Below are 23,125 nucleotides of genomic sequence, written 5' to 3' on the forward strand. Positions count from 1 at the left end.
GGACGGGGGAAGGGCATCTCAGGCAGCGCCGCCCACGACCTCGAAGACCTCGCGCCCGCCGAGATAGGGCCGCAGCCCCTCGGGCACGACGACGGAGCCGTCGGCCTGCTGGTGGTTCTCGAGGATCGCGGCGATGAAGCGGGTGGTGCCGAGGGTGCCGTTGAGGGTGGCGACGGGGCGCAGGCCGTCCTCGGTGCGCTCGCGGATGTTCAGCCGTCGCGCCTGGAACTGGGTGGTGTTCGAGGTGGAGGTCAGCTCGCGGTAGGTGTTCTGGCTGGGCATCCACGCCTCGCAGTCGTACTTGCGGGCGGCGGAGGTGCCGAGGTCGCCGGCGGCGGTGTCGATGATGCGGTAGGGCACGTCGATCCGCGCCATCATCTCCCGCTCCCAGTCCAGCAGCCGCTCGTGCTCCTCGTAGGAGTCCTCGATGCGGCAGTAGGAGAACATCTCGACCTTGTGGAACTGGTGCACGCGGATGATGCCGCGGGTGTCCTTGCCGTAGCTGCCGGCCTCGCGGCGGTAGCAGGCGCTCCAGCCGGCGTAGCGGATCGGACCGTCGGAAAGGTCGAGGATCTCGTCCTTGTGGTAGCTCGCCAGCGCCACCTCGGAGGTTCCGACGAGATAGAGGTCGTCGCCCTTGTCGAGGTGGTACACCTCGTCGGCGTGCTCGCCGAGGAAGCCGGTGCCCTCCATCGCCTCGGGCAGCACCAGGGTGGGGGTGATCATCGGGGTGAACCCGGCCTTCGTGGCCTGGTCGATCGCGGAGTTCAGGATCGCGAGCTCGAGCTGAGCGCCCACGCCGCGCAGGAAGTAGAAGCGGGCGCCTGAGACCTTCGCGCCGCGGGCCATGTCGATCGCCTGCAGGCCCTCGGCGATCTCGAGGTGGTCCTTGATCTCGAAGTCGAAGCCCGGGGTCTCGCCGACGGTCTCGCGGAGGACGAAGTCCTCCTCGAGGCCCTCGGGAGCGCCCTCGGCGAGGTTCGGGATCTCGCGCAGGGCCGCGTCGCGGACGGCGAGCGCCTCCCCGGACTCGGCCTCGAGCCGCTTCACGTCGGCGGCGAGCTGCTTGACCTCGGCCAGCAGCGCCTGCTTCTCCTCGCCGGTGGCCTGCGAGACCTTCTTGCCGAAGGCCTTCTGCTCGGCGCGCGCCGACTCGAAGGCGGAGGTCGCCTCGCGCCAGCGCGAGTCGGCCTCGAGCACCGCATCGACGGTGGAGGCGTCGCGCCGCCGGGCCCGCTGGGCCGCTCGGACGACGTCGGGATTGTCTCGCAGGAGCCGCAGATCGATCATTGCTCCAGGGTACCTGCGTGCCCGGGCCGATCGCGGCGGGGCCGCGCCGCTACGGTGGGCACATGGATCTGACCCTGCCGCTGCTGAGCATCGCCTCGGTGGTCACCACGATCATCGCCGTCGTCCTGCTGGTCGTGGTGCTGCGACGCCTCGGCCGGCACCGCCGCGAGCTCTCCGCGCTGAAGTCCGAGAGCGCAGCCCGGGCCGAGGCGCACGAGAACCCGGACGACGGCGAGGACCCGCACGCCCCGGGGCGTCTGCGTCGCATCGCCGTGGTCCTGAACCCCTCGAAGTTCGAGGGCACCGACGACTTCCGCCGACGGATCTCCGAGGTCGTCGAGCGGGTCGAGGGCGCGGAGGTCGAGTTCTACGAGACCACGATCGACGACCCGGGGCGCGGGCAGACGGAGCGGGCGGTCGCCGACGGCGCGGACCTGGTCATGGCCGCGGGCGGCGACGGGACCGTGCGGATGGTCGCCTCCGTCCTCGCCGGCACCGACACCCGCATGGGCATCATCCCCTCCGGCACCGGCAACCTCCTGGCCCGCAACGTCGACATCCCCCTGGAGGACCCGGCCGCGGCGATGGTCGCGGCGCTGACCGGAACCGACCACCAGGTCGACGTCGGCTGGCTGCGCTATGGGGACTCCCCCGCGGCCGCGCAGTCCGCGCCGAAGCAGATCTTCCTGGTGATCGCGGGCTTCGGCGCCGACGCCGAGATGATCGGCTACACCGACCCGCGGATGAAGAAGCGCATCGGCTGGGTCGCCTACGTCTTCGGCGGGGCCCGCACGATCCTCGGCCGCTCGGTCGACGTCGTCGTCGAGCTGCCCGACCGCACCCGCCACGCCCACAAGGCCCGCACCGTGCTGCTGGGCAACGTCGGCAAGCTCCCCGGCGGCTTCGTGCTGATGCCGGATGCGACGATCGACAACGGCCGCCTCGAGGTGGTCGTCGCCGGCTGGCGCGGCGCGGCGGGCTTCAGCCAGGTCGCCACCCAGGTGATCAACCCGAAGCTCGTCCCGAAGATGGGGCCGAAGCTCTCCACGATGGAGCGCTACCTGACCACCGGCATCCGGGTGACGACCGCGAAGGCGCAGCCCGTCCAGCTCGACGGGGACACCGACATCGAGGCGACGCACCTGATCGCGACCGTCGATCCCGGCGTGCTGCGGCTGCGCGTCCCGGAGAGCACGGAGCCTTCCCGGCCGTGACCAGCGGGTAAGGGTCCCGGAGGTCTTCGATTACCTCGGTGGCGCGGCGAGCCTCGCCCCATGGGCAACGAGACCCCCCGCCTCCCCCGTTCGACCCGTCCGGTGCGCCCCTCCCGTCGCGGGCTGCTCGGCTCCGCCGCTCTCACCGGCGGATTCGCCGCCGTGCTCGGCGCCGCCGGAAGCAGCAGGTCCGAGACCCCGGCAGCCCCCAGCGATCCCGTCGACCGTCCCGTCCCCGGAGCCGACGCCGCACACGGCACCCCCTGGTCTCCCGAGGAGTTCGGCGCCGTCGGCGACGGCCGGACGGACGACACCGGCGCGCTGCAGGCCGCGGTCGACGCGGTGCGCGACGCGGGCTCCGGCACCGTCGAGCTCCGCGAGGGCGCGGTCTATCTCGTCCCCAGCGTCGACATCCAGCACGGTCTCACTCTGGAGGGCCACGGCGCGCGGATCCTCCGCCCGCCGCACCATCCCCAAGGGCGTGCGCACCCTCACCACGCAGCACCGCCCCGCCCGGACCGCCGAGGAGCACGCGAGCGCGATCGTGCTGCGCGACCACACCGTCGACGGCGCGATCCACGAGCAGGGCGCGTTCCGCGGCTACGAGCAGGAGCAGTCCTCCCTGATCTTCCTCAACGGGCAGAGGGGCGGCTCGTACCGCCAGGTGGTGCGGATCAGCGGGGTCACGGTGCAGAACTCGGTCTCCGACGGCATCCACCTGTGGACGGCGACGGACGCGACGATCACGGACCTGCGCGGCGTGGACTGCTTCCGCGGCGGCCTGACCATCACCGGCGGCGACAACGGCGTGCGCGTGGACGGCTACCGCGGCCGTGGACCTCACCCTGGGCGGGCGCCTCGTGCTCGAGGGCACCAACCGGATCGACTCGCGGATCGGGTTCCGCGTGGGCAGCCTCCCGCCCGGGGACTCCCGCCACCGGATCGAGGAGAACGACTCCCTGGCACCTGGCGAGCACACCGTCGAGATGTGGCAGCGCGGCGGCTGAGACCGGTCGGCGGGATCCTGGGAACGGCACCGTCCCCATCAGCGTCACTTTCTCAGCCGTCGGGGTCCTCGAGCCGCGTGCCCTGCTCCGAATCCCACACGAGCCGCGTGCGCGGACCCCACCAGGTCCCTGCTCCGTGCGCCAAGAATTCGAAGCCCGAGGGCGCGCCCCGCACGGCGGTGCCGTCCCGATGGAAGACGAAGAGGACCTCCTGCGTGGAGTAGCGCTCGCCGGTCTCGACGATCACCCCCGACTCCCCGTTGATCGTCGTCGCGGGCGTGCCGATCGTGTAGATCGCGAAGCGGTCCCAGTCGAATTCCTCCTCAGTGGCCGAGGCGACGTCACGCGGCTCATGGTCCTCGCCGACCGCGATGACGGCATCGGTGAGACCGCTGCTCGCGGCCACCTCGATCTCCCGTCGGCGCCCGGGCAGGAGCCCGCAGCCGCCGAGGACCAGGCCGACCCCCGAGAAGACGGCGACGGCCGCGAGATCACGTCGCGAACTGCGGCGCTGCAGCACTGCCACCGTTCCGCTCACGCCCGCAGCTTGCCGCTGCGGGCGAGCTCCGGGTCGGTGCAGGAGGAGAGGTCGAAGCAGCACGGGCGGCGCGATCCGTTGCGGAGCTTGTCGATGGAGACGTCGACCCTCTTCGCGCGGGTGCTCTCGCTGCGGGTCGCACCGATCCAGCGCACCCACTCCCAGCGCGCCATCGGGGTGAGCGACGGCCAGGTCTCGGCGAGGTCGTCGGCGTCCTCGAGCGCGGCGGCGAGGTCGGCGGGGACCTCCGGCTCGGGCCAGTCCTTCGTGGTGGTGAGTGTGAACTCGACGGTGCTGCCCTCACTCGCGCCGAGAGCGCCGACGAGCTCCGCGTCGAGGTCGAGCCAGTGCCCCTTGCGCCCGTCGGGCTCGACGACCAGGTCGCGCTCGTGTCCGTCGAGGGAGGCGTGCACGGCGACCTGCCCGCGGGAGGGCAGCTGCGCGCTCGCCTCCTGCGGCAGCGGCAGGATCAGCCGCTCGTCGATCGCGCGCACCTGGGCGGTGCCGGTGACGGTGACGGGTGCCTTCGGGGCCATCTCAGATCTCCGTGGTCGGGTCGGCGGGGGTGATCATGCCGGTGAGGCGCTCGAGCCAGTCGTGCGCCTCGTCGTAGGCGCCGTCGGCGAAGTCCTCGCGCACCTCGGGCTGCTCGCCAACGACCCGCGGGTAGGAGCCGAGGTAGTGCACCACGGGGCACAGGCGGTGGAGCTCGCGCAGCGCCGCGGAGACCCGCCGGTCCTCGATGTGCCCCTCGAGGTCGAGGGAGAAGGAGTACCGGCCCAGGAAGTCGCCGACGGGCCGGGACTCGATGCGGGACATGTTCACGCCGTTGGAGCCGAGGATCTCGAGCGCCTCGAGCAGGGCGCCGGAGCGGTTGTGCGGCAGCTGGATCACGACGGTGGTCTTGTCGGAGCCGGTGCGGGCGGGGATCCGGCCCTCGCGGGTGACGAGCACGAAGCGGGTGATCGCGCCGGGATGGTCCTCGATCCCCTCGGCGAGGACGGTGAGGCCGAAGTGCTCCGCCGCCAGCGGCGAGCAGACCGCGGCGCGGCCCCAGGCCTCGTCCTCGCTCATGCTCGCGAGGTCACGGGCCGCGGCAGCGGTCGAGGAGGCGGCGGCGATGTGCGCGCCGGGAACGTTGGTGCGCAGCCATTCCTGCACCTGCGCCTGGGCGTGCGGGTGGGAGGAGACGGTGGTCAGCTGCTCGAGCGCGGTCTGCTCGCGCGCGGCGAGCACGAAGGTGATCTGCACGGTCTGCTCGGCGACGATCGTGATGGAGTCGGTCGCGGCGAGCACGTCGAGGGTCCCGGAGACGCCGCCCTCGACGGAGTTCTCGATCGGGGCCATGAGCGCGTCGATGTCCCCGGCGATCAGGTCGGTGGTGGCGGTGGCGACCGAGGCGAAGGGCACCAGCTCGGGCTCCGTGGCCCGGAACTCCTCGGGGATCTCCGTGAGCGCCTGGAGGAGTGCCTGATGGGTGAAGGTCGTCTCGGGACCGAGGAATCCGTACCGCATGGGGGAAGGGTACTCGGCGCCCCGAGCGCGCCGCGGCTTGTGTCAGCGCCGCACGGGACGTTCACCGTCGCCGATCCAGTAGCGGCGCTTCCCGTCGCGGATGTCCTCGAGGGAGCCGCCCGCGCCCTCGATGGTGCGGCGCGAGGCGGTGTTGTCGGTGTCGCAGGTGACCAGCACGGGGTCGATGCCGAGCGCGGCCGCGCTCTCCAGACCCTGCGCGAGGGCCGCGGTGGCGACTCCCCTGCGGCGAGCACCGGGGCGGACGGAGTAGCCGATGTGTCCTCCCACCTCGCGGAGGAAGGGCGTGAGCTGGTGGCGGACGGCGAGGAAGCCGAGCACCTGCCCGGTTCCGGGCTCTCGGATCCAGCGGCTCGTGCAGTGGACCCAGCCGTCGGCGAGCTCCGTGGAGGGGTCCTCCTCCGCCAGGCGCCGGGCGATGAACTCGCTGAGCTCGTCGTCGGTCCGCGGCGTGCGGGAGGGGTCGGTGATGCCGGATCCGTCCACGGCAGTCCCGGCGAAGTCGGCGAGGCAGTCCGAGACCTCGTCGCGCAGGGCGGGGGTCGGTGGCACGAGCTCGATGTCCATGGGCATCGGATGATCGTACGGGCTCAGAAGGGCGGGTCCTGTTCCCAGCGCTGCCTGCTCTCGTCCTCGGGGTCGGGCGGTGGGTCGTGCAGGGGGTCCGCCGGTCCCCATTCCTGCAGGATCCGGTCGATCTCGCCGATCGCCTGCATCTGGTCGAGGTCCCGGTGCCAGCAGAACTCCTCCCACGACTCCATGAGCGCCTTCGCGTGGTGGGGCGCGGCGAGGTCACCACGGGGTGCGACGCGGGTGGTGATCAGGGCCGGGGAGCCGACCGTCCAGGTGGTGGCGCCGTCGGGCTCGCGCACGGGATCGATGCGCCCGGCGGTCTTCAGATCGTGGTGCCTCCAGTCGAGGCGGTGGAGGTTGTGGAGGCTGGTCGGTCCGCCGCGGGCGGGATCGGCGTGGTCGAACTCCTCGATGTGGTCGTTCTCGGCGTCGTCGGTGGTGGTGTGCGTGCAGCAGGGGGCGGCGCAGCGCGGGTGCAGGAGCCGCAGATGCTCCACCTGCTCGGCGGAGGGGCGGTAGCGCTCGGCGGGCAGCGGGAGGAATCCGCCGTCCGCGGGGTCGGCGAGGACGCGGTGCCAGACGGGCTCGGCGGCGGCGAGGTCGCGGGCCATCTGCGCGGGCAGCGGGTGGATCCCGTCGTACAGGGCCGGGATGTCGCTGAGGCCCATCAGGGTGAGCACGGGGACGACGACGTTCACGCGGTGCCGGGGCGCGGGGATCTCGACCCCGCCGGTGTCGAGCTCGGTGCGCAGGAGGATCGCATAGCGCAGCGCCGCCTGGCTCATGGCCTTCCCGCCACGGGCTGCGTCCCCGTCGAGGTCGAAGGGGATCGGCTCGCCCTCCTCGAGGGCGCGGCGCTGACGCGCCTGCACGGTCTTCGCGGAGCGGTCCAGGCGCCGGGCGAGATCGAGGATCTCGGGGATCGGGCCGGTGATGCGCAGGCAGGCGGTGCCGTCGTCGTGCAGGGAGTTCTCGAGGGACACGTCGCGCAGCGACTCGGGCCGCGGGGCGCTCATCTCGCGGTCGAACCAGGAGCGCAGCTGGCGCAGCTCGTCACGGAAGCGGTCCGCAGGCACAGAGGCGAGATCCCATGAGGCGACGATCTCGTCGACCTGGGCGCGCTGGACGGCGGTGAGGTCGCGGACCGCCTTCAGCATGCGCGTGTGCCATTCGACAGGCATGTCCCCGGCGGTGAGTCGTTCGAAGGTCGCGGGCATCTCGGTGACGGCGGTGTGCGCGTCCGCGATCCGATAGGAGGCGATCGCGGTGGTGGTACGGGTCGCGATCGCGACGGCGAGGCTGCGCTCCTCGCGGTCGTCGTCGAGGTCGGGGTCCTCGTGGTCGATCCAGAAAGGGGCGAGGTCGGCGAGCCGGCGCGCGTGGCGACGAGAGTCCTCCCGCTCCTCCTCGAGCAGGCGCGCGATGGTGCGAGCGTCGGCGCCGGGCTCGACGCCGCCGCGGCGCAGGAGGGAGTCCTCGGTGAGCCGTGCCCGTGCCCGCACGCGGGCACGGGGAGGGGCCGTCGCGGTGCGCGGCACAGGGCCGCGCGAGGCGGGAGTGCGGGAGGCCGACGGTCCGGCCGACGAGCTGCGCGAGGACCGCGCAGAGGCGGGAGACGCCACGGAGCGGTGGTCCGTCGTGGTCATCGCCCCCACCTCCTCGTGGACTCGTCATCGATGCCGCCGTGCTGGGTGTTCCAGCTGTTCATCACCCTACGGACCCACCCTGACATCCGAAGCGCCCGACCGCCACGGACCGACGGGAGATGTGGAAGCGTGCGGGATGTGGAGGAGAGGTCGAAGCGCTGACCGGGGTCAGCTCTCCCGCAGATCCAGCACCCAGCGCTGCGCCCGACAGGTGCCGCCCGCGGGGTGCGGGACGAGCTCGCCCGTCGGCCGAGCGCCGAGAGTGCGGGCGACGCTCTGCGAGGCGGTGTTGTCCGGGGCGATCAGGAGCACGGCCTCGGACCTCGTCGTCCCGCGCCTTGCAGGCAGGTCCCGCGCCCGGTCGGCCAGTGCCTCTGCGAGCGGCACCCCGAGGCCGCGCCCCCGGGCACCGGCGAGCAGCCAGTAGGTCAGCGCCACCTGGCCCGGTCCGAGCCCGGGCGCGAGCCGGTTCAGCCCTCCCCCGCCGAGCAGCCGGCCGCTGCCCTCCTCGAGCGCGGCGAACTCGACCACCGGGCCGTCCTCGCGCCAGCGCGCGCAGCGGGCGAGGAACTCCTCGAGGCGCTCCCGGTCCCAGGGGCAGCCGACGATCTCCCTGGCCAGCGCCTCGTCCTGGCCGGTGAGGATCTCCTCGGCATGTCCCGGGCCCAGGCGCTCGAGGCGGATCCTCACGCCGCGCGGCTCGACGACCGACTCCTGGACCGCCTCACTGCCCGCCCGCTCTCTCCCCCGCGAGCACCGCCCGCACGGTCGCGAGGATCTCGACGTCACGGGCGCCGCGGGTGCGGGCCTCGGCGACGGGTCCGGCGAACAGGGAGAACAGCGCCGCGTCGACGGGTCCGCCGTCCTCGCGCTCGGCGGTCTCGGCCTCCCGTCGGGCGCTCTCCACGGCGCCGGGGGCGATCGTCGTGCCCGCGCCGCGGCGGGTGACGATGATCTGCGCCTCCTCGAGCATCTTGTAGGCGCGGGCGACGGTGCCGGCGGCGAGCCCGAGGTCCGCGGCATGCGCCCGGATGGCGGGGAGCCGGTCGCCGGGCCTGAGCTCGCCGCCGCGCACCTGCTCGACGATCTCGCGGCGGACCTGCTCGTACGGGGGCTGGGGTGAGGGCATGAGGACACGATAGGCGGAGGACGTGGAGGCCTCGTGCACGTCACGGCCGGTGTCGAGGACCGCCCCGTAGCATCGGGGCGTGCCCGCCTCCCCCGCCCGTTCCGCCTCCCTGCCCGTCGTCCGCGCCCTGCGGGTGCTGCTGCTCGCGCTCCTGGCCGCGCTCGCCCTGCTGCCGGGCGCCTCCGCACGGGCCGACGGGGGCGCGGAGGCCGACGCACCCGTGCGCCTGGTGATCGCGACGGCCGGGCTGACCTGGGAGGACATCGACGCAGAGAGTACGCCGACGCTGCAGTGCCTCGCGGACCGCTCCGGCGTCGGCGCCATGAACACCACCTCCACCACCGTCGTCTCCACGAAGCGGCAGGGTCTCGAGACCCTGCACACCGGCTACCGGGGCCTGGCCGAGGAGGCGCCGCGCACCAGCGGCATCCCCACCCCGCCGACGGACCAGTGGCAGCAGCTGCCAGGAGAGGTGACCGAGACCGACGACCCCGCCGCCGTCGCCGGCGCGCTCCAGGACGGGGACGTGGTCGAGCTGATCGCCCCGTCGGTCCCCGACCACGACGACTCCTCGCGCGAGCAGGCGCTCACGGAGCTCGACGGCGCCGTCGCCGCGGCGCTCGAGGACCTCGGCGGCTGTGAGGCCGCGGACCTTCCGCGGACCCTGCTGGTCTCCGTCGCCGCGACCGACCCCGAGCATCCCGAGGAGGTCGAGCGCACCGGCGCGGTCGCCTCCCGCACCGTCGGCCTGCAGGTCGCGATGGACACCGCCCTGCCCGGCCAGGCCCTCACCTCCGGCGCCACCAAGCAGACCGGCGTCGTGATGATCACCGACGTGGTCGCGACCGTGCTCTCCTCCCACGACGCGAGCGCCGACGGGCTGATCCCCGGCCAGCCCTTCCGCGGCACCGAGAGCGACGACGCGCAGCAGCTCGCCTGGGACCGCTCCGAGGCGGCCCGGCTGGTGGATGCCGCGACCGTCCCCGCGCTCGGGTCCTGGCTCGCCCTCGGCGTGATCGGCCTCGTGATCGTGCTGGTCCCGGCGCTCGCCCGACGCCGGCGCCTCGCCGCCGTCGGCCGCGCACTCGCGGCGGTCGCGCCGCTCGCGCTGCCGGTGGGGGTGTGCGCCTCGCTCATGCCGTGGTGGCGGTCGGGCAGCCCGACGCTCGCCCTGGCGGGCGTGGTGTGGGGCGGGTGCGCGCTGCTGTCCGTGCTCGTGCTCGCCGGGCCCTGGCGCCGCAGCCGCTTCGGCCCCGTCGGCGTCTCCGCGGCGCTGGTCGCGGGGATCATCCTGGCCGAGTCCGCGGTCGGGTCGCGACTGCAGCTCTCCTCCCCGCTCGGGGCGCAGCCGATCTCCGGTGGGCGCTTCTACGGGCTCTCCAACCACCTCTTCGGGATGGTGCTGGCCGCGGCGATGATGGCGCTGCTGTGCCTGTTCACGGCGGTGCGCACGCCTCGGGCGCGGGTGCTGTGGACCGTCGGCGTCGGGCTCGCGGTCGCCGCGGTGTGCGTCGCGCCGTCGATGGGTGCGGACTTCGGCTCGGGCCTCGCCACGGTCCCGGCCTTCGGCCTGCTCGCGCTGCTCGTCTCCGGGATCCGGCTGCGGGTGTGGCACGTGCTCGCCCTCGGCGTCGGCGGGGCGGCGGCGGTGCTGTCGGTGTCCTTCCTGGACTGGCTGCGCCCGCCCGAGGACCGCACCCACCTGGGGCGCTTCATCGACGAGCTGCTCAGCGGCGAGCTGCTCTCCGTGATCGTGCGCAAGCTCGCCCAGAACATCGCCATGGCCACCGGGTACTGGGCGCTCGCGCTGGTGCTGGTGCTCGCGGTGCTCGCCTCGATCGCGATCCTCATGCCGCGCCGGCTGCGGTGGCGGCGGCTCGCCGCGCTCGATGCGGCCCAGCCTGTCGCGCACCGGGTGCGGATCGCGCTCGTGGTCGGGGCGTGGGTGGGCTACGCCGTCAACGACACCGGGCCGGTGCTGATCGCCGCGATGCTCGGGATCTGGCTCGCGCTGCTGCCGCCGACGCTGCCGGACCCGCTCCCGGCCGGCAGGACGACGGAGCAGCGCGTCTGATCAGCTGTTCTCGGCGTCGACCGCGGCGTGCACGACCAGGGAGGTGTACTCCTCGGGCGTGAGCGGCGCGGTGAGCGAGGCGGGGATCTCCGGCTCCCCCACCTGCAGGTGGGAGGCGATGATGACCGCGTGCGCCGGCTCGAAGCGGCCCTCGACGGGCGCGGCGTCCAGCCGCTCGGCGAGCTGCTCGAGATCGGTGCCGGCGAGATAGACGATGTCGTCGGGCGCGAAGTCGCCCTCGACCTTCAGGGCGCGCAGCAGCGCGTCGAGCTCGGCGGGGTCCACATCCCCCAGCGCCCGGGTCTCGTCGTCGGAGAACTCGCCGTCGACGGGGAGGTCCGCGAGAGTGAGACGTCGCTGCTCGGCGAGCTCGGCGTCCGGCTCGTCGAGGTCCGCGAGGCCGGCCCAGACCTTCGCCTCGTCGTGGTCGGCGCCGCCGACGGGGAGGGGTGCGGGGACTCCGGCCGACGGGGCGGGAGCCGCCTCCGCCGGTTTCGTCCTCTCTATCGCCGTCGCTTCCTCTGACGCAGTCGTCGTCTTCTCCTCCGACGGAGACGGCGCTGCCGCGACCTCCTGCTCCTCGGCCGTCGCCGGGAGGGCTTCGGGCGTCTCCGCCGCGGCGTCCTCCTCCAGCTCCGGGCTCAGGTGGCGCGTGCGGACGAGCGCGCGCAGCACGTCGCGCAGCTGCGCGGCGCGGTGCAGGCGGCCGCGCAGGTCGTTGCCGGTGGCGCGGTGGTGGAGATCGGCGGGGACCTCCTTGACCCAGAAGCCGGCGGTCAGCGCGTCGATCGTCAGCGAGGTCTCCACGCCCCAGCCGGGGGCGAGGGGCTGGCAGGCGTCCCAGGTCTCGCGGGTGATGCAGCGGGTGCCGGACAGCGGCTGCGTCGCCTCCCAGCCGGTCGCGCGGAGGATGCCGCGGCGGGCGGTGCGCACCACGACGCCCATCCCGCCGGCGCCGGGCTGCGGCGGCAGCAGCGCGATCGCCATGTCGACGCCCTCGCCGAGGACCGCCTCGACCAGCGGCTGCGCGGCGGCGGCGCTCCCGCCCATGTCCGCGTCGAGGAACAGCAGGGCGCGGGGCTCGGAGGCGCGGTCGTCGATCACGGGCAGCGGGCCGGTGTGGCCGGGCGAGCGGGGCTCGGCGTGCAGCTCCTCGGAGAAGCTCTCCCCGCCGTCGGCCCGCTCGGCGCCCTCCTGGATCGCGACCATCTGCGCGCCGGTCGCCATCGCCGCGGCCTTGCCGCGGTTGGTCTTGTGCCGCACCACCAGGGCGTCGGCCCCCATCGCCACGGCGGAGGTGGCGTCGGACGACCCGTCGTCGACGACCACCACCAGGTCGACCCCCGGGATCCCCCGGGCCGACGCGATGGTCGTCTCGATCCGCTCCGCCTCGTTCTTGGCGGGGATCACGACGGCGACCCGCTCGGGGCGGTGCGCCGTCAGCGGCCCCGCGGCGCTCATCGCAGCGTCACCTGACGGGCGACGATGCCGCCCCGAGCGCGACGCTCCATCGCGGTGAGCGGCTCGGTGGAGGCCAGCGCCTCCTCGAAGCGGGCGCGGAACGACTCGGCCTCCGCCTCGGCGGCCTCGACCCCGGAGCCCTTCGGCAGGTCCCAGACGGGGATCGACAGGCCCTCGGCGCGGAAGGAGCCGACGTACTTCGCGCCCTCGCAGAGCGCGGACTCGCGGCGGGCATGCAAGCGGGTGACGGCGTCGATGACGCGGTCCTCGTCGGCGTCCAGCACCCAGCGCACGTGCTCCTTGGGGCCGGCGTCGACCCAGTAGGCGTGGGGCAGGCCCTCGACCGGGCGGGTGGGCATGATCGAGTCGTTCGCCTGGGTGATCGCCTGCTCGATCTCGCCGGTGCGCTCGGCGCTCGGGTCGAGCCAGAACTCGAAGGTGTCCTGGACCCGGATCGTGAAGTCGCCGGAGAGGTCCAGCACGTCCTGCAGGCGCGGGGAGTCGTCCTCGAGGGACACGGAGGTGATCGGGCTGCCCGGCTCGAGCGCGACCGCCTGGCGGATCGCCTGGCCGAGGCCGCGGGAGAGGTCGCCGCCGGGGAACGGGGCCTGCACGCCGACGGTGACGGTGCCGTCGGTGCGGCGCACGGCGGGCCAGGCCATCGGCAGGATCGTGGCGAGCTCGACGTCGACGGCGCCGTACTCCTCGGTGGTCCTCGCCGACATGGTCGCCGCGGGGATCAGCTGGCGCATCGCGACCAGGTCCTGCTCGTTCGGGAGGCCCTCGAAGGGGCGACGGACCAGCTCGTTGCGCGAAGGGGAACTCATGGCGGGGAGTCTACCGATCGGGAACGTGCTCCATGACGATCTCGGCCGCGTCCTCGGGGTTCGGGCCGACGACGGCGAAGCCGCAGCGGGAGTAGAGGCGGCGCGCGGGGAGGTTCGTCTCGACCACCTCCAGGCGCAGCGTGCGTCCCGGGTGGTGCGCGTCGAGCCAGTCGAGACCGGCCGTGATCAGGCGCGCGCCGACGCCCCTCCCCCGCGCCTCGGGTGCGACCCACATCGAGTAGAGGTGCGCGGGGCCGTCCTCGACCACCACGCGCGCCGTCCCGGCGGGGGCGCCGTCGACCTCGGCGATGAGCGCCGGGCCCGTGCGGGTGAAGTACCCGCGCCAGTAGGCCTCCCCGTCCCGCGCCTCCCGCTCGAGGGTGGTGGCGAGGGTGCTGGCGAAGGCGTCGGGGTCCTCGCGCAGCGCTCTCAGGCGCAACGCGCGCCAGGTCTCCCACTCCGAGGCGTCGATCTCCCGCACCTCGTTCACGGGTGCGTCCCCGCCTCCATCAGCTCCCGCGCGCACTCCTCGAGCTCGCGCGGCTCGACGCCGTCGAGCATGTGCAGGGCGAAGTCGGCGCTGAGCCGCTCGAAGAAGAGGGTGCCGCGCACCGAGTTGCCGTGCAGGTCCAGTTGCGGGGCGTAGCTCGCGACGCCGAAGCGAGAGGGCAGGCCCGCGATGATCCCGCCGCCCACCCCGGACTTCGCCGGCAGGCCCACGTCGCTGACCCAGTCGCCGGCGTTGTCGTACATGCCGCAGGTGAGCATCACCGAGAGCACCTGGCGGGCGGCGACGCGGGAGAACACCTCCTGGCCGGTGAGCGGATTCGTGCCGCCGGAGGCGAGCGTCGCGGCCATGACGGCGAGGTCGGTGACGGTGGTCAGCACCGAGCAGCCCTCGATGTAGCCGTCGACCACCTCGATCGCGTCCTCCGTCATCGAGCCTGCGGCGCGCAGCATGTAGGCCAGCGCGTAGTTGCGGTCGGCGCTCTTGAGCTCCTCGCGCCAGGTCACCTCGTGCGGAGCGAGCGGGCGGCCCGCCGCGGCGTCGAGCACCGCGCGCAGCCGCTGCGTGCGCTCCTCCCGGGTGGTGCCGAGCATGGCGTGGGTGCGGATCGCACCGATGTTGACCAGCGGGTTCTTTGGCTTCTTGGTGTACGGGTCGAGGCTGAGGGCGTTGAACTCCTCCCCCGTCGGCTCCTCGTCGACGAGCGATTCGACATACTCCGCGCCGTGCAGGTCGATCGCCGCGCCGTAGGCGAACGCCTTCGAGATGGACTGCATCGGGAAGGCGTGCCCGGTGCCCGAGGCGGTGATCTCGCCGTCGATCGTGCAGACGGCGACGCCCAGGTGATCCTCCCGGGCGCCGGAGAGGAAGGACAGCTCGGGGATGTCGCCATCCTCCTCCGCGCTGCCGGAGATGCCGCGGTCGGGGAGCACCAGGTCGCCGGGGTCGTGCGCATCGGCGACATCGGAGGTCTGCGCGGAGGCGAGGGCCGCGGTGAGCCGGTCGAGGTACGTGGTCAGTGCGCTGGTCACGCCTCGACGGTACCGCCCCCACCGCCCTGAAAGTTCTTGCAGGTTTTGCGGGTTCCCTTGAGCATGCGACCTGGCCCGCCTACGGTGGTCGACGCGTCGGCCGCACAGGAGCGGCAGATGCACTGCAAGTTCTTGCAGGTCGGGTGCTCCGCACCGCCTGCCTCTCCCGTCGGCCCCGGTCGACGCTGCTGCCCGGACAGAGGAGTCCCCGCATGTCGATCCAGCCCTCCGCCCGCCCGATGAGAACCCGTCTGCTCGCGATCGCCGGAGCACTCGCGATGGGCACGGCGACGATGCTGGGCACCGCCCCGCTCGTGCACGCCGTCGGCCCCGGGCAGCCGGTGCTCACCGGCTCCCTGCAGGACGAGCTGGGCTGCGGCGAGGACTGGGACCCGACCTGCGAGGCCACCGCCCTTTCCCCCACCGACACGGCCGGGCAGTGGGAGTCGACCTTCGAGGTGCCCGCTGGGCAGTTCGAGGTCAAGGCCACGATCGGCGGCAGCTGGGACGAGGCCTACGGCCTGGACGGCGGGGAGGACAACATCCCGCTGGCCGTCGCCGCGCCCGCCGAGATCACCTTCCGCTTCGATGCGGAGACCTCGCGGCTGTCCGTCGCACTGGCCGAGCAGGGCGGGGAGTACACCGAGGCGGACGACGAGCTCGCCGCGGCCCCTTACCGCCATCCCGGCGGCGGGCAGACCTTCTACTTCGTGCTCACCGACCGCTTCGAGAACGGCGATCCGAGCAATGACACCGGCGGCCTCGAGGGAGACCGCCTCGACCACGGCTTCGACGCCACCGACAAGGGCTTCTACCAGGGCGGGGACATCGCCGGGCTCCACTCGCAGCTCGACTACATCGAGGGCCTGGGGATGAGCGCCATCTGGCTGACGCCCTCGTTCACCAACAACCCCGTGCAGGGCGAGGGTGCCGACGCGAGCGCCGGCTACCACGGCTACTGGGTCACCGACTTCACCACCATCGATCCGCACCTGGGCACCAACGAGGAGCTCAAGGCGCTGATCGAGGACGCGCACTCGCGCGGGATCAAGGTGTACTTCGACATCATCACCAACCACACTGCGGACCTCATCGACTACGAGGAGGGCGAGTACGGCTACGTCGACCAGGCCACCGCCCCCTATGTCGACGAGAACGGCGAGCCGGTGGACGTCACCGCGCTCGCCCAGTCCCCGGACTTCCCCGCCTTCGATGCGGAGACCTCGTTCCCGTACACCCCGGTCCGCTCGGAGCAGAACCGCGTGATGGTCCCTGAGGCGCTCAACGACGTGACGATGTACCACAACCGCGGCAACTCGACGTGGGAGGGCGAGTCCGTCACCTTCGGCGACTTCGACGGCCTCGACGACCTGATGACCGAGGACCCGCGCGTGGCCGAGACGATGACGGACATCTACACCACCTGGATGGACTTCGGGATCGACGGATTCCGCATCGACACCGCCAAGCACGTCGACTTCGCCTTCTGGCAGACCTTCACCTCCGCCCTTGTCGACCACCAGGCCGCGACCCCGGCCGGGGACCAGTTCTTCACCTTCGGCGAGGTGTACGACGCCGACGCGACGCTGCTGTCCCCCTACGTGCGGGACACCGAGATGGACTCGGTGCTCGACTTCGCCTACCAGGCCTCCGCGACCAACTGGGCCAAGGGCTACACCGCGCAGGGCATGGCCGGGCTGTTCGCCGCCGACGACCACTACACGACCGCCGACTCCTCCGCCGCGGACCTGCCCACCTTCCTGGGCAATCACGACATGGGCCGCATCGGGAACCTGCTCAGCAGCTCCGACCGGCTCGACGAGCGCGCCGCCTTCGCGCACGAGACCATGCTGTTGACCCGCGGCCAGCCCGTCATCTACTACGGCGACGAGCAGGGCTTCGTGGGCGACGGCAACGACAAGGACGCCCGCCAGTCGATGTTCGCCAGCCAGGTGCCGTCCTACCTCGACGACACCCTGATCGACGGCACCCCGTACGGCAGCGGCGAGCACTTCTCGACCGAGGCGCAGCTGTACCCGCTGATCAGCGAGCTCGCGACACTGCGCGGCGAGACGCCTGCGCTGTCCACGGGCGCGCAGATCGAGCTGCACGCCGAGGACGGCGCCGGCGTCTACGCCTTCTCCCGCGTGGACCGCGACGAGAAGATCGAGCACCTGGTTGCGCTGAACAACGCACCCGAGGAGCGCACCGTCACCCTCACCGCCCTCACCCCGGGCGCGACCTACGCGCCGCTGTACGGCGACCACGCCGCGGTGACCGCCGCGGCCGACGGGACCCTCGAGGTCACCGTCCCCTCGCTCGGCGCCGTGGCACTTATGGCCGATCAACCCGTCGCCGCCGCAGGAGACGCACAGGAGATCACCCTGGATCTGGCCGACGGAGGGAAGGTCGAGGGCCGTGCCCCGATCTCCGCGACCGTGGCCGCGGACCGCTGGGCCGAGACCTCGTTCAGCTGGCGACTGGCCGGCGAGGTGGCGTGGACCCCGCTCGGCACCGCCGAGGACGACACCCCGCGCATCTTCCACGACGTGGCGGACCTGCCCGTCGGCACCCTGATCGAGTACCGCGCCGTCTCCACCGACGCGAGCGGCGAGCGCGTGGCGGACTCCGCGACCGCGGTGGTGGGCGCGGACCTCTCCGCGACCGGTTCCCAGGACGAGGACACCGGCGAGGTCGATGAGCAGTCCGTGACCCTGCCCGGATCGCACAACGCGGCGATGGGCTGCGCGGGCGACTGGCAGCCCGACTGCACCTCCGCCCAGCTGGACCTGGACGCCGACTCCGGCAAGTACACCGGCACCTTCGACGTGCCCGCCGGCGACTACGCCTACAAGGTCGCGATCGGCGGCAGCTGGGACGAGAACTACGGCGCAGGCGGTGTGCCCGGCGGCGGCGATATCACCTACACCCACGACGGCGGGCCGCTCACCTTCTGGTACGACCCGGTCACCCACATCGTGCAGAACAGCGCCCAGGGCCCCTTCCTCACCCTCCCCGGCTCGATGAACGCCGCGCTCGGCTGCCCCGAGGACTGGATGCCCGGGTGCATGCGCACCTGGATGCAGGACGCCGACGGCGACGGGATCTACACCTTCTCCACCGGGGACCTGCCCCGCGGGTCCTACGAGGTGAAGGTCGCCCATGGTGGATCGTGGGCGGAGAACTACGGCGTGGACGGCGTGCTCGACGGCGCCAACCACACCTTCTCCACCCAGGACGGAGAGATCGTGACCTTCGAGTACGACCCGGCCACCCATCAGCTGACCATCGAGGCCTCCGATTCGCTGACCGCAGGCTCCGGCAAGCAGCTGGCCCACTTCGTCGACACGGACACGATCGCCTGGCCCGCGGACCTCGTGACCGATGCGGAGGCGACGCGCTGGGAGCTGTTCACCGCGCCCGGCGGCGGGATCTCCGCCGACGGCGACGAGGTCACCGGCGGGCAGAGCCTCGGCGAGCTGACCCTGCGGGACGGCGGCCTCGCCGAGGACGAGCTCGTCGGCCGCGCGCACCTGTCCGGCCACCTCGCCCTCGCCCTGCCCGAGCTCGAGCGCGGAGTGCTCGAGAAGGCGCTGCGCGGCCAGCTGGTCGTCGCCCAGCACGGACCGGACGGCCTCGAGGTGCTCACCGGGCTGCAGATCCCCGGCGTGCTCGACGCGCTCTACGCCGACGCCGCCGCGGACCGGCAGCTCGGCGCGAGTTGGGAGGACGGCGCGCCGAGCCTCGCGCTGTGGGCGCCGACCGCCCGCTCCGTCACCCTGCAGCTGCACGGCCCGGCGGACGAGGCGACCGCCCCGTCGGACCCCGTGCGGACGTACCCGATGCGGCGCGGCGCGGACGGCGCGTGGACGTTCGAGGGCAGGAAGCACTGGACCGGCCAGGCCTATACGTTCGCAGTCGAGGTGTACGTGCCCGCCCTCGACCAGGTCGTCACCAACGTCGTCACCGACCCGTACTCCGTGGGCCTGACCGTGAACTCGACCCACTCGGTGCTCGTGGACCTGGACGACCCGCGCTGGGCGCCGGAGGTGTGGACCGACACGCCCGCGCCCGAGGTCGCACAGTTCGCCGACCAGACCATCTACGAGATGCACCTGCGGGACTTCTCCGCCGGGGACGAGGCGCTGCCCGAGGGGATCCGCGGCTCCTACGCCGCCGTCGGCCACCCGGACTCCGCGGGCTCCGCGCGCCTGGCCGAGCTCGCCGAGGCGGGCATGACCACCGTGCACCTGCTGCCCACCTTCGACATCGCCACCATCGAGGAGGACCGCGCCGCACAGCTGCGCCCGGACATCCCCGCCGACGCCGGCCCCGCCTCCCCCGCGCAGCAGGAGGCCGTCGCGGCCGTCGCGGGCGAGGACGCCTACAACTGGGGCTACGACCCGCTGCACTACAGGGCGCCCGAGGGCTCGTACGCGACCGAGGGCCACCAGGTCGGCGGCGAGCGCACCCGCGAGTTCCGCGCCATGGTGGGCGAGCTGCACGGCATGGGCCTGCAGGTCGTGCTCGACCAGGTGTACAACCACACCGCCGCGCACGGGCAGTCCGAGCGCTCGGTCCTCGACCGCATCGTCCCCGGCTACTACCAGCGCCTGGACCTCGCCGGCGGCGTCGAGAACTCCACCTGCTGCTCGAACATCGCCACCGAGCACGCGATGGCGCAGAAGCTGATGGTCGACTCGACCGTGACCTGGGCGCGGGACTACGGCGTCGACGGCTTCCGCTTCGACCTCATGGGCCATCACAGCCGCGAGAACATGCTCGCCGTGCGCGAGGCGCTGGACGAGCTGACCCTCGAGTCCGACGGCGTGGACGGCAAGGGCATCTACCTCTACGGCGAGGGCTGGGACTTCGGCGAGGTCGCCGGCAACGCCCGCTTCACCCAGGCCACGCAGGGGCAGCTCGGCGGCACCTCGATCGGCACCTTCAACGACCGGCTGCGCGACGCCGTCCACGGCGGCAGCCCCTTCGACACCGACAAGCGCACCTCCCAGGGCTTCGGCAACGGGCTCGCCACCATGCCCAACGGCCACGCCGAGGTGGGCGAGGCCGAGCAGCTGACCGACCTGCGCCACCGCACCGACCTGATCCGGCTCGGGATGGCGGGCAACCTCGCCGACTACGAGCTACTTGGTTCCACCGGCGAGGTGGTGCGCGGCGACCAGCTGGACTACAACGGTGCCCCGGCCGGGTACGCGACACGGCCCGAGGAGACGGTGAACTACGTCGATGCGCACGACAACGAGGCGCTGTACGACATGAACGTGTGGAAGCTGCCGCAGGACGCCCCCATGGACGTGCGCGTGCGGATGAACACGCTCTCGCTCGCGACCGTGGCGCTGGGGCAGTCACCCTCCTTCTGGGCTGGCGGCACCGACCTGATGCGCTCGAAGTCCCTGGACCGCGACAGCTACGACTCCGGCGACCACTTCAACGCCATCGACTGGACCGAGCAGGACAGCGGGTACGCGAACGGCCTGCCGCCCGAGGGCAAGAACGGCGAGGCCTGGGACCTGATGGTGCCGATGCTGGAGGACCCGGCGAAGAACCCCGCCCCCGAGGACATCGCGTCCAGCAGCGAGGTCACCCTGGACCTGCTGCGCCTGCGCTCCTCCACGCCGCTGTTCACCCTCGGCGACGCGGAGCAGATCCGCCAGAAGGTCACCTTCCCGAACGCCGGTCCCGAGGCGACCCCGGGCCTGCTGGTGATGCGGATCGACGACACCGTCGGCCCCGACGTCGACCCCGCCCTCGACGGCGTGGTCACCGTCTTCAACGCCTCCGACGAGCCGCTCACCGAGCAGATCGAGCACATGGCCGGGCTCGGCTACACGCTGCACGAGGTGCAGGCGGACGGCGCCGACGAGGTCGTCAAGGGCGCGAGCTGGGACGCGGAGACCGGGACCGTGAGCGTGCCCGCGCACACCGTCGCCGTGTTCGTCGCCGGGCAGGAGGACGGCAAGCGCACCGGCCCGCCGGCGCACGCCGGGCAGACGGGGAAGCCCGGGCACGCTGGGGAGCAGGGCCCGCCCGCGCACTCGAACGGGAAGGCGAAGGGGCGCGCCGCGGGCGAGGGGTGAGCGGGAGCGCTCAGCCGTCGCAGGCCGAGGGGTCGACGGGCACGCCGGACAGGCGGATCACCGTCTGGCCGGGGACGGAGTACAGCTGGAGGCGTGCGCCGTCGGGGCGTGTCGTGTCGAAGCCGTAGGCGGGGGCGCCGCTGCGGCAGCCCGCGTCGCCCACGGCGTCGAAGCCGTGGGGGGCGAGGACCTCGTCGACGGCCTCGGCGCGTCCGCTCCAGGACGGATCGTCCTCCGGGATGCCGAGTCCGGGATCGCGTCATGCGGCGCGGCGGAGCCCGTCGGCATGGACAGCGCTGCAATGAGACGGTCGAGGTACAGGGACAGGGAGGTCCGTGCGCTCGTCACGGACCGACCGTACCGCCCTGCGCCTCGTCCCGATCAGTCCGGCGGGGCGAAGGTCCCGCGGTCGGTGCGGAACGCGCGCCGGCGGGCGTAGGCGTGGACCGCCTCGAGCTGCTCGAACTGGTGCAGTGCCTGCTCGGCGAACTCGCGGAACCCCTCCTCGTCCAGTCCGAGATCCTGGGCGTTGTCGGCGAGGGTGAGCCAGCTGCCCCGCTTGCCGATCACCGCGCTGCGCATCAGCTCCGCCTCGAGCACCATCGTCGTCGGGGAGCGCGCGACGAGCCGCCCGTTGCTCTTCAGACGGCCCGCATGCTCGCCGAGCCAGGCCGCGGCCTGCCGGTGGGGTCGGCGCCGCAGCCCGAGGTCGTCGATGACCTGCTGGAGGAAGCGCCGCTCGGCACGGATCTGCTCGGCGATCGAGGAGAGCACGGTATGGACCGGGGTGTCCACGTAGTCGGCCGCCATCCGGTCGATGCGCGCGGCGCCGGCGGTGGCCCCGGTGAGGTGGTCGGAGAGGTAGAGGCCGAGGAGCCCGGCGTCGATCCGCGGCGAGGGCCCGGCGTCGCCGCCCCCTCCCTCGCCCGCGGCGATCCCGCCGACCGGGAGGCGCGCCCGTCGGCTGTCGCGCGGACGCATCGGCACCGAGCCGGTGCCGCGGCCGTCGGCCATCCCCTCGAGGAGCTCGGAGAGGGCGTCGGCGGCGCTGTGACGGGGCCGCCAGCCCAGCTCGCGCTCGGCACGGCCGTTGTCCATCACGGGCACGTTCATGCCCATGTCCACCCATCCGGGGTCGGCGGCGACCAGTCCCGCGCGGTGCCCCGCGGCGAGCGCGGCGCGCACCGCGGGCACGGGCAGCTTGATCGCTCGCCCCGTCCCCACGAGACGGGCCAGGTCCTGCACGTCGAGCACATCGTCCGCGCAGATGTTGAAGGCGCCGGGCACCTCTGCCACGGCCGCGGCGGCGTACGCCTCGGCGACGTCGCGGGCGTGCACCGCCTGGATCCGCAGCCCGCGCGGCAGCGGGAGCAGCGGCGGCCGCCCGGCGCGCAGCAGCTGCACGGGCATCCATCGGCCCAGGAAGTAGCGCTGGATCTCGGAGCCGGCGTCCCCGTGGAAGATCAGCGCGGGGCGCAGGCGGGTGAGCGTCATCGCGGGGTGCCTACGCTCGATCTCGTCGAGAACCTGCTCCTGGGCGACCTTGTCCACGCTGTAGTGGGAGGTGCGCACGCCGCCCGTCGGCCACGACTCGTCACGGACCTCCCGTCCCGGGGACGGAGAATAGGCACCGACCGAGGAGGCGACCACCAGCGTGCCGACCCCCGCCTTTGCGGCGGCCCGGCCCACGTGCGCCGTCCCCTCGACGTTCACCCGGCGCAGGAGGTCCCGGTGAGAGTTGGGCTGGATCAGCCAGGCGAGATGGATGACGGCGTCCGCTCCACGCAGCGCCTCGGTGAGCTCGGCGATCGCCTCCTGCGCAGGCGTCGCGCCCCCGATGTCGATCGCGGCCCACTGCGCGCTCGCGTACGGCTCCTCGGTGCGCACGGGGAGGCGTCGCGCGATCCCGAGGACCGAGGTGACCTCGGGCCGGCGGGCGAGGGCTGCGAGCACCTCGGTCCCGACGTTCCCCGTGGCTCCGATGACGGCGACTCTCATGGCGTGCTCCTCCTCTGCCCACCGAGTACGCGGTGGGGTGATGGCACCTGCGGGCTCATCCCAACCTAGGTCGCCGGGACCGCACAGAGAAGGGAGGGGCTCGGACGCCGACCGCTCGGTCTCCTCCTCGACCCGTGTCCGGCCGCGCCGGATCTCGTTGCGACCCCTCCCCCGCCGGGGTACCGTCATCGCACC

The 23,125-nt window shown here is 73.0% G+C and carries 18 protein-coding genes; 4 read left to right on the forward strand and 14 right to left on the reverse strand.

The features are described from left to right. Positions 1-18: 18 nt before the first annotated feature. On the reverse strand, positions 19-1,290 hold the full coding sequence (gene serS / locus Y09_RS04340; RefSeq protein ID WP_053916420.1) for a serine--tRNA ligase: 1,272 nt from the start codon (positions 1,288-1,290) through the stop codon (positions 19-21). Positions 1,291-1,352: 62 nt separating this feature from the next. On the opposite strand from serS, the gene Y09_RS04345 reads away from it, so the two are divergent. After that, positions 1,353-2,504 carry a diacylglycerol kinase family protein gene (locus Y09_RS04345; protein ID WP_053916421.1) on the forward strand — a complete coding sequence of 384 codons (1,152 nt, stop codon included), beginning with the start codon at positions 1,353-1,355 and terminating at the stop codon, positions 2,502-2,504. An 833-nt stretch (positions 2,505-3,337) separates the two neighbouring features. Next, complete coding sequence (locus tag Y09_RS17445) at positions 3,338-3,511, forward strand: hypothetical protein (protein WP_159419634.1); 174 nt, start codon at positions 3,338-3,340, stop codon at positions 3,509-3,511. A gap of 52 nt (positions 3,512-3,563) precedes the next feature. Here the strand turns inward: Y09_RS17445 and Y09_RS04360 are convergent, their stop codons facing one another. From Y09_RS04360 to Y09_RS04390, 7 genes are all read right to left on the reverse strand, one after another. Beyond that, positions 3,564-4,049 carry a hypothetical protein gene (locus Y09_RS04360; protein WP_148639519.1) on the reverse strand — a complete coding sequence of 162 codons (486 nt, stop codon included), beginning with the start codon at positions 4,047-4,049 and terminating at the stop codon, positions 3,564-3,566. Continuing rightward, positions 4,046-4,585 (reverse strand): YdeI/OmpD-associated family protein, encoded by a 540-nt coding sequence (locus Y09_RS04365; RefSeq protein ID WP_053916425.1) that lies wholly within the window; start codon positions 4,583-4,585, stop codon positions 4,046-4,048. Before Y09_RS04365 ends, Y09_RS04360 begins: the two co-directional genes overlap by 4 nt. Before the next feature lies 1 nt (position 4,586). Then, a complete protein-coding gene (gene pheA / locus Y09_RS04370) occupies positions 4,587-5,564 on the reverse strand; it encodes a prephenate dehydratase (RefSeq protein ID WP_053916426.1) in 978 nt (325 codons plus the stop codon). Between the two features lie 42 nt (positions 5,565-5,606). Further along, positions 5,607-6,155, reverse strand: a complete 549-nt coding sequence (locus Y09_RS04375; protein ID WP_082358630.1) for a GNAT family N-acetyltransferase — start codon at positions 6,153-6,155, stop codon at positions 5,607-5,609. 17 nt (positions 6,156-6,172) lie between these two features. Beyond that, positions 6,173-7,801: a 13E12 repeat family protein gene (locus Y09_RS04380; protein ID WP_234695626.1), complete on the reverse strand. Its 1,629-nt coding sequence runs from the start codon at positions 7,799-7,801 to the stop codon at positions 6,173-6,175. A gap of 168 nt (positions 7,802-7,969) precedes the next feature. After that, positions 7,970-8,491: a GNAT family N-acetyltransferase gene (locus Y09_RS04385; protein ID WP_053916427.1), complete on the reverse strand. Its 522-nt coding sequence runs from the start codon at positions 8,489-8,491 to the stop codon at positions 7,970-7,972. Positions 8,492-8,525: 34 nt separating this feature from the next. After that, complete coding sequence (locus Y09_RS04390) at positions 8,526-8,930, reverse strand: GntR family transcriptional regulator (RefSeq protein ID WP_053916428.1); 405 nt, start codon at positions 8,928-8,930, stop codon at positions 8,526-8,528. A 79-nt stretch (positions 8,931-9,009) separates the two neighbouring features. Here Y09_RS04390 and Y09_RS04395 point away from each other — a divergent pair, with 79 nt between their 5' ends. Further along, complete coding sequence (locus Y09_RS04395; RefSeq protein ID WP_053916429.1) at positions 9,010-11,004, forward strand: hypothetical protein; 1,995 nt, start codon at positions 9,010-9,012, stop codon at positions 11,002-11,004. Here Y09_RS04395 and Y09_RS04400 read toward each other — a convergent pair whose 3' ends face one another. Genes Y09_RS04400 through glsA form a run of 4 tightly spaced genes read right to left on the reverse strand, consistent with a single transcriptional unit; the run spans position 11,005 to position 14,831 of the window. Continuing rightward, positions 11,005-12,465 carry a glycosyltransferase gene (locus Y09_RS04400; RefSeq protein WP_053916430.1) on the reverse strand — a complete coding sequence of 487 codons (1,461 nt, stop codon included), beginning with the start codon at positions 12,463-12,465 and terminating at the stop codon, positions 11,005-11,007. After that, positions 12,462-13,292 (reverse strand): DUF5926 family protein, encoded by an 831-nt coding sequence (locus tag Y09_RS04405; protein ID WP_053916431.1) that lies wholly within the window; start codon positions 13,290-13,292, stop codon positions 12,462-12,464. The genes Y09_RS04400 and Y09_RS04405 overlap by 4 nt, the downstream gene beginning before the upstream one ends. Before the next feature lie 10 nt (positions 13,293-13,302). Continuing rightward, on the reverse strand, positions 13,303-13,782 hold the full coding sequence (locus tag Y09_RS04410; RefSeq protein WP_053916432.1) for a GNAT family N-acetyltransferase: 480 nt from the start codon (positions 13,780-13,782) through the stop codon (positions 13,303-13,305). Beyond that, positions 13,779-14,831 carry a glutaminase A gene (glsA, locus tag Y09_RS04415; protein WP_053916433.1) on the reverse strand — a complete coding sequence of 351 codons (1,053 nt, stop codon included), beginning with the start codon at positions 14,829-14,831 and terminating at the stop codon, positions 13,779-13,781. Before glsA ends, Y09_RS04410 begins: the two co-directional genes overlap by 4 nt. A gap of 212 nt (positions 14,832-15,043) precedes the next feature. Here glsA and pulA point away from each other — a divergent pair, with 212 nt between their 5' ends. After that, complete coding sequence (pulA, locus tag Y09_RS04420; protein ID WP_053916434.1) at positions 15,044-20,932, forward strand: pullulanase-type alpha-1,6-glucosidase; 5,889 nt, start codon at positions 15,044-15,046, stop codon at positions 20,930-20,932. Positions 20,933-20,942: 10 nt separating this feature from the next. Here pulA and Y09_RS17450 read toward each other — a convergent pair whose 3' ends face one another. Together Y09_RS17450 and Y09_RS04425 are read right to left on the reverse strand one after the other, a co-directional pair. Next, positions 20,943-21,095 carry a hypothetical protein gene (locus Y09_RS17450; protein WP_159419635.1) on the reverse strand — a complete coding sequence of 51 codons (153 nt, stop codon included), beginning with the start codon at positions 21,093-21,095 and terminating at the stop codon, positions 20,943-20,945. A 218-nt stretch (positions 21,096-21,313) separates the two neighbouring features. Further along, positions 21,314-22,930: an NAD-dependent epimerase/dehydratase family protein gene (locus Y09_RS04425; protein ID WP_053916435.1), complete on the reverse strand. Its 1,617-nt coding sequence runs from the start codon at positions 22,928-22,930 to the stop codon at positions 21,314-21,316. Positions 22,931-23,125: the final 195 nt, after the last annotated feature.

The sequence above is a fragment of the Brachybacterium sp. SW0106-09 genome (assembly GCF_001293905.1).
Lineage (GTDB): Bacteria > Actinomycetota > Actinomycetes > Actinomycetales > Dermabacteraceae > Brachybacterium > Brachybacterium conglomeratum.

Coding starts and splice junctions, on each gene's coding strand:
- serS (WP_053916420.1), bottom strand. CDS start 1,290: ATGATCGATCTGCGGCTCCTGCGAGACAATCCCGACGTCGTCCGAGCG.
- Y09_RS04345 (WP_053916421.1), top strand. CDS start 1,353: ATGGATCTGACCCTGCCGCTGCTGAGCATCGCCTCGGTGGTCACCACG.
- Y09_RS04365 (WP_053916425.1), bottom strand. CDS start 4,585: ATGGCCCCGAAGGCACCCGTCACCGTCACCGGCACCGCCCAGGTGCGC.
- pheA (WP_053916426.1), bottom strand. CDS start 5,564: ATGCGGTACGGATTCCTCGGTCCCGAGACGACCTTCACCCATCAGGCA.
- Y09_RS04375 (WP_082358630.1), bottom strand. CDS start 6,155: ATGCCCATGGACATCGAGCTCGTGCCACCGACCCCCGCCCTGCGCGAC.
- Y09_RS04380 (WP_234695626.1), bottom strand. CDS start 7,801: ATGACCACGACGGACCACCGCTCCGTGGCGTCTCCCGCCTCTGCGCGG.
- Y09_RS04390 (WP_053916428.1), bottom strand. CDS start 8,930: ATGCCCTCACCCCAGCCCCCGTACGAGCAGGTCCGCCGCGAGATCGTC.
- Y09_RS04400 (WP_053916430.1), bottom strand. CDS start 12,465: ATGAGCGCCGCGGGGCCGCTGACGGCGCACCGCCCCGAGCGGGTCGCC.
- Y09_RS04405 (WP_053916431.1), bottom strand. CDS start 13,292: ATGAGTTCCCCTTCGCGCAACGAGCTGGTCCGTCGCCCCTTCGAGGGC.
- pulA (WP_053916434.1), top strand. CDS start 15,044: ATGTCGATCCAGCCCTCCGCCCGCCCGATGAGAACCCGTCTGCTCGCG.
- Y09_RS04425 (WP_053916435.1), bottom strand. CDS start 22,930: ATGAGAGTCGCCGTCATCGGAGCCACGGGGAACGTCGGGACCGAGGTG.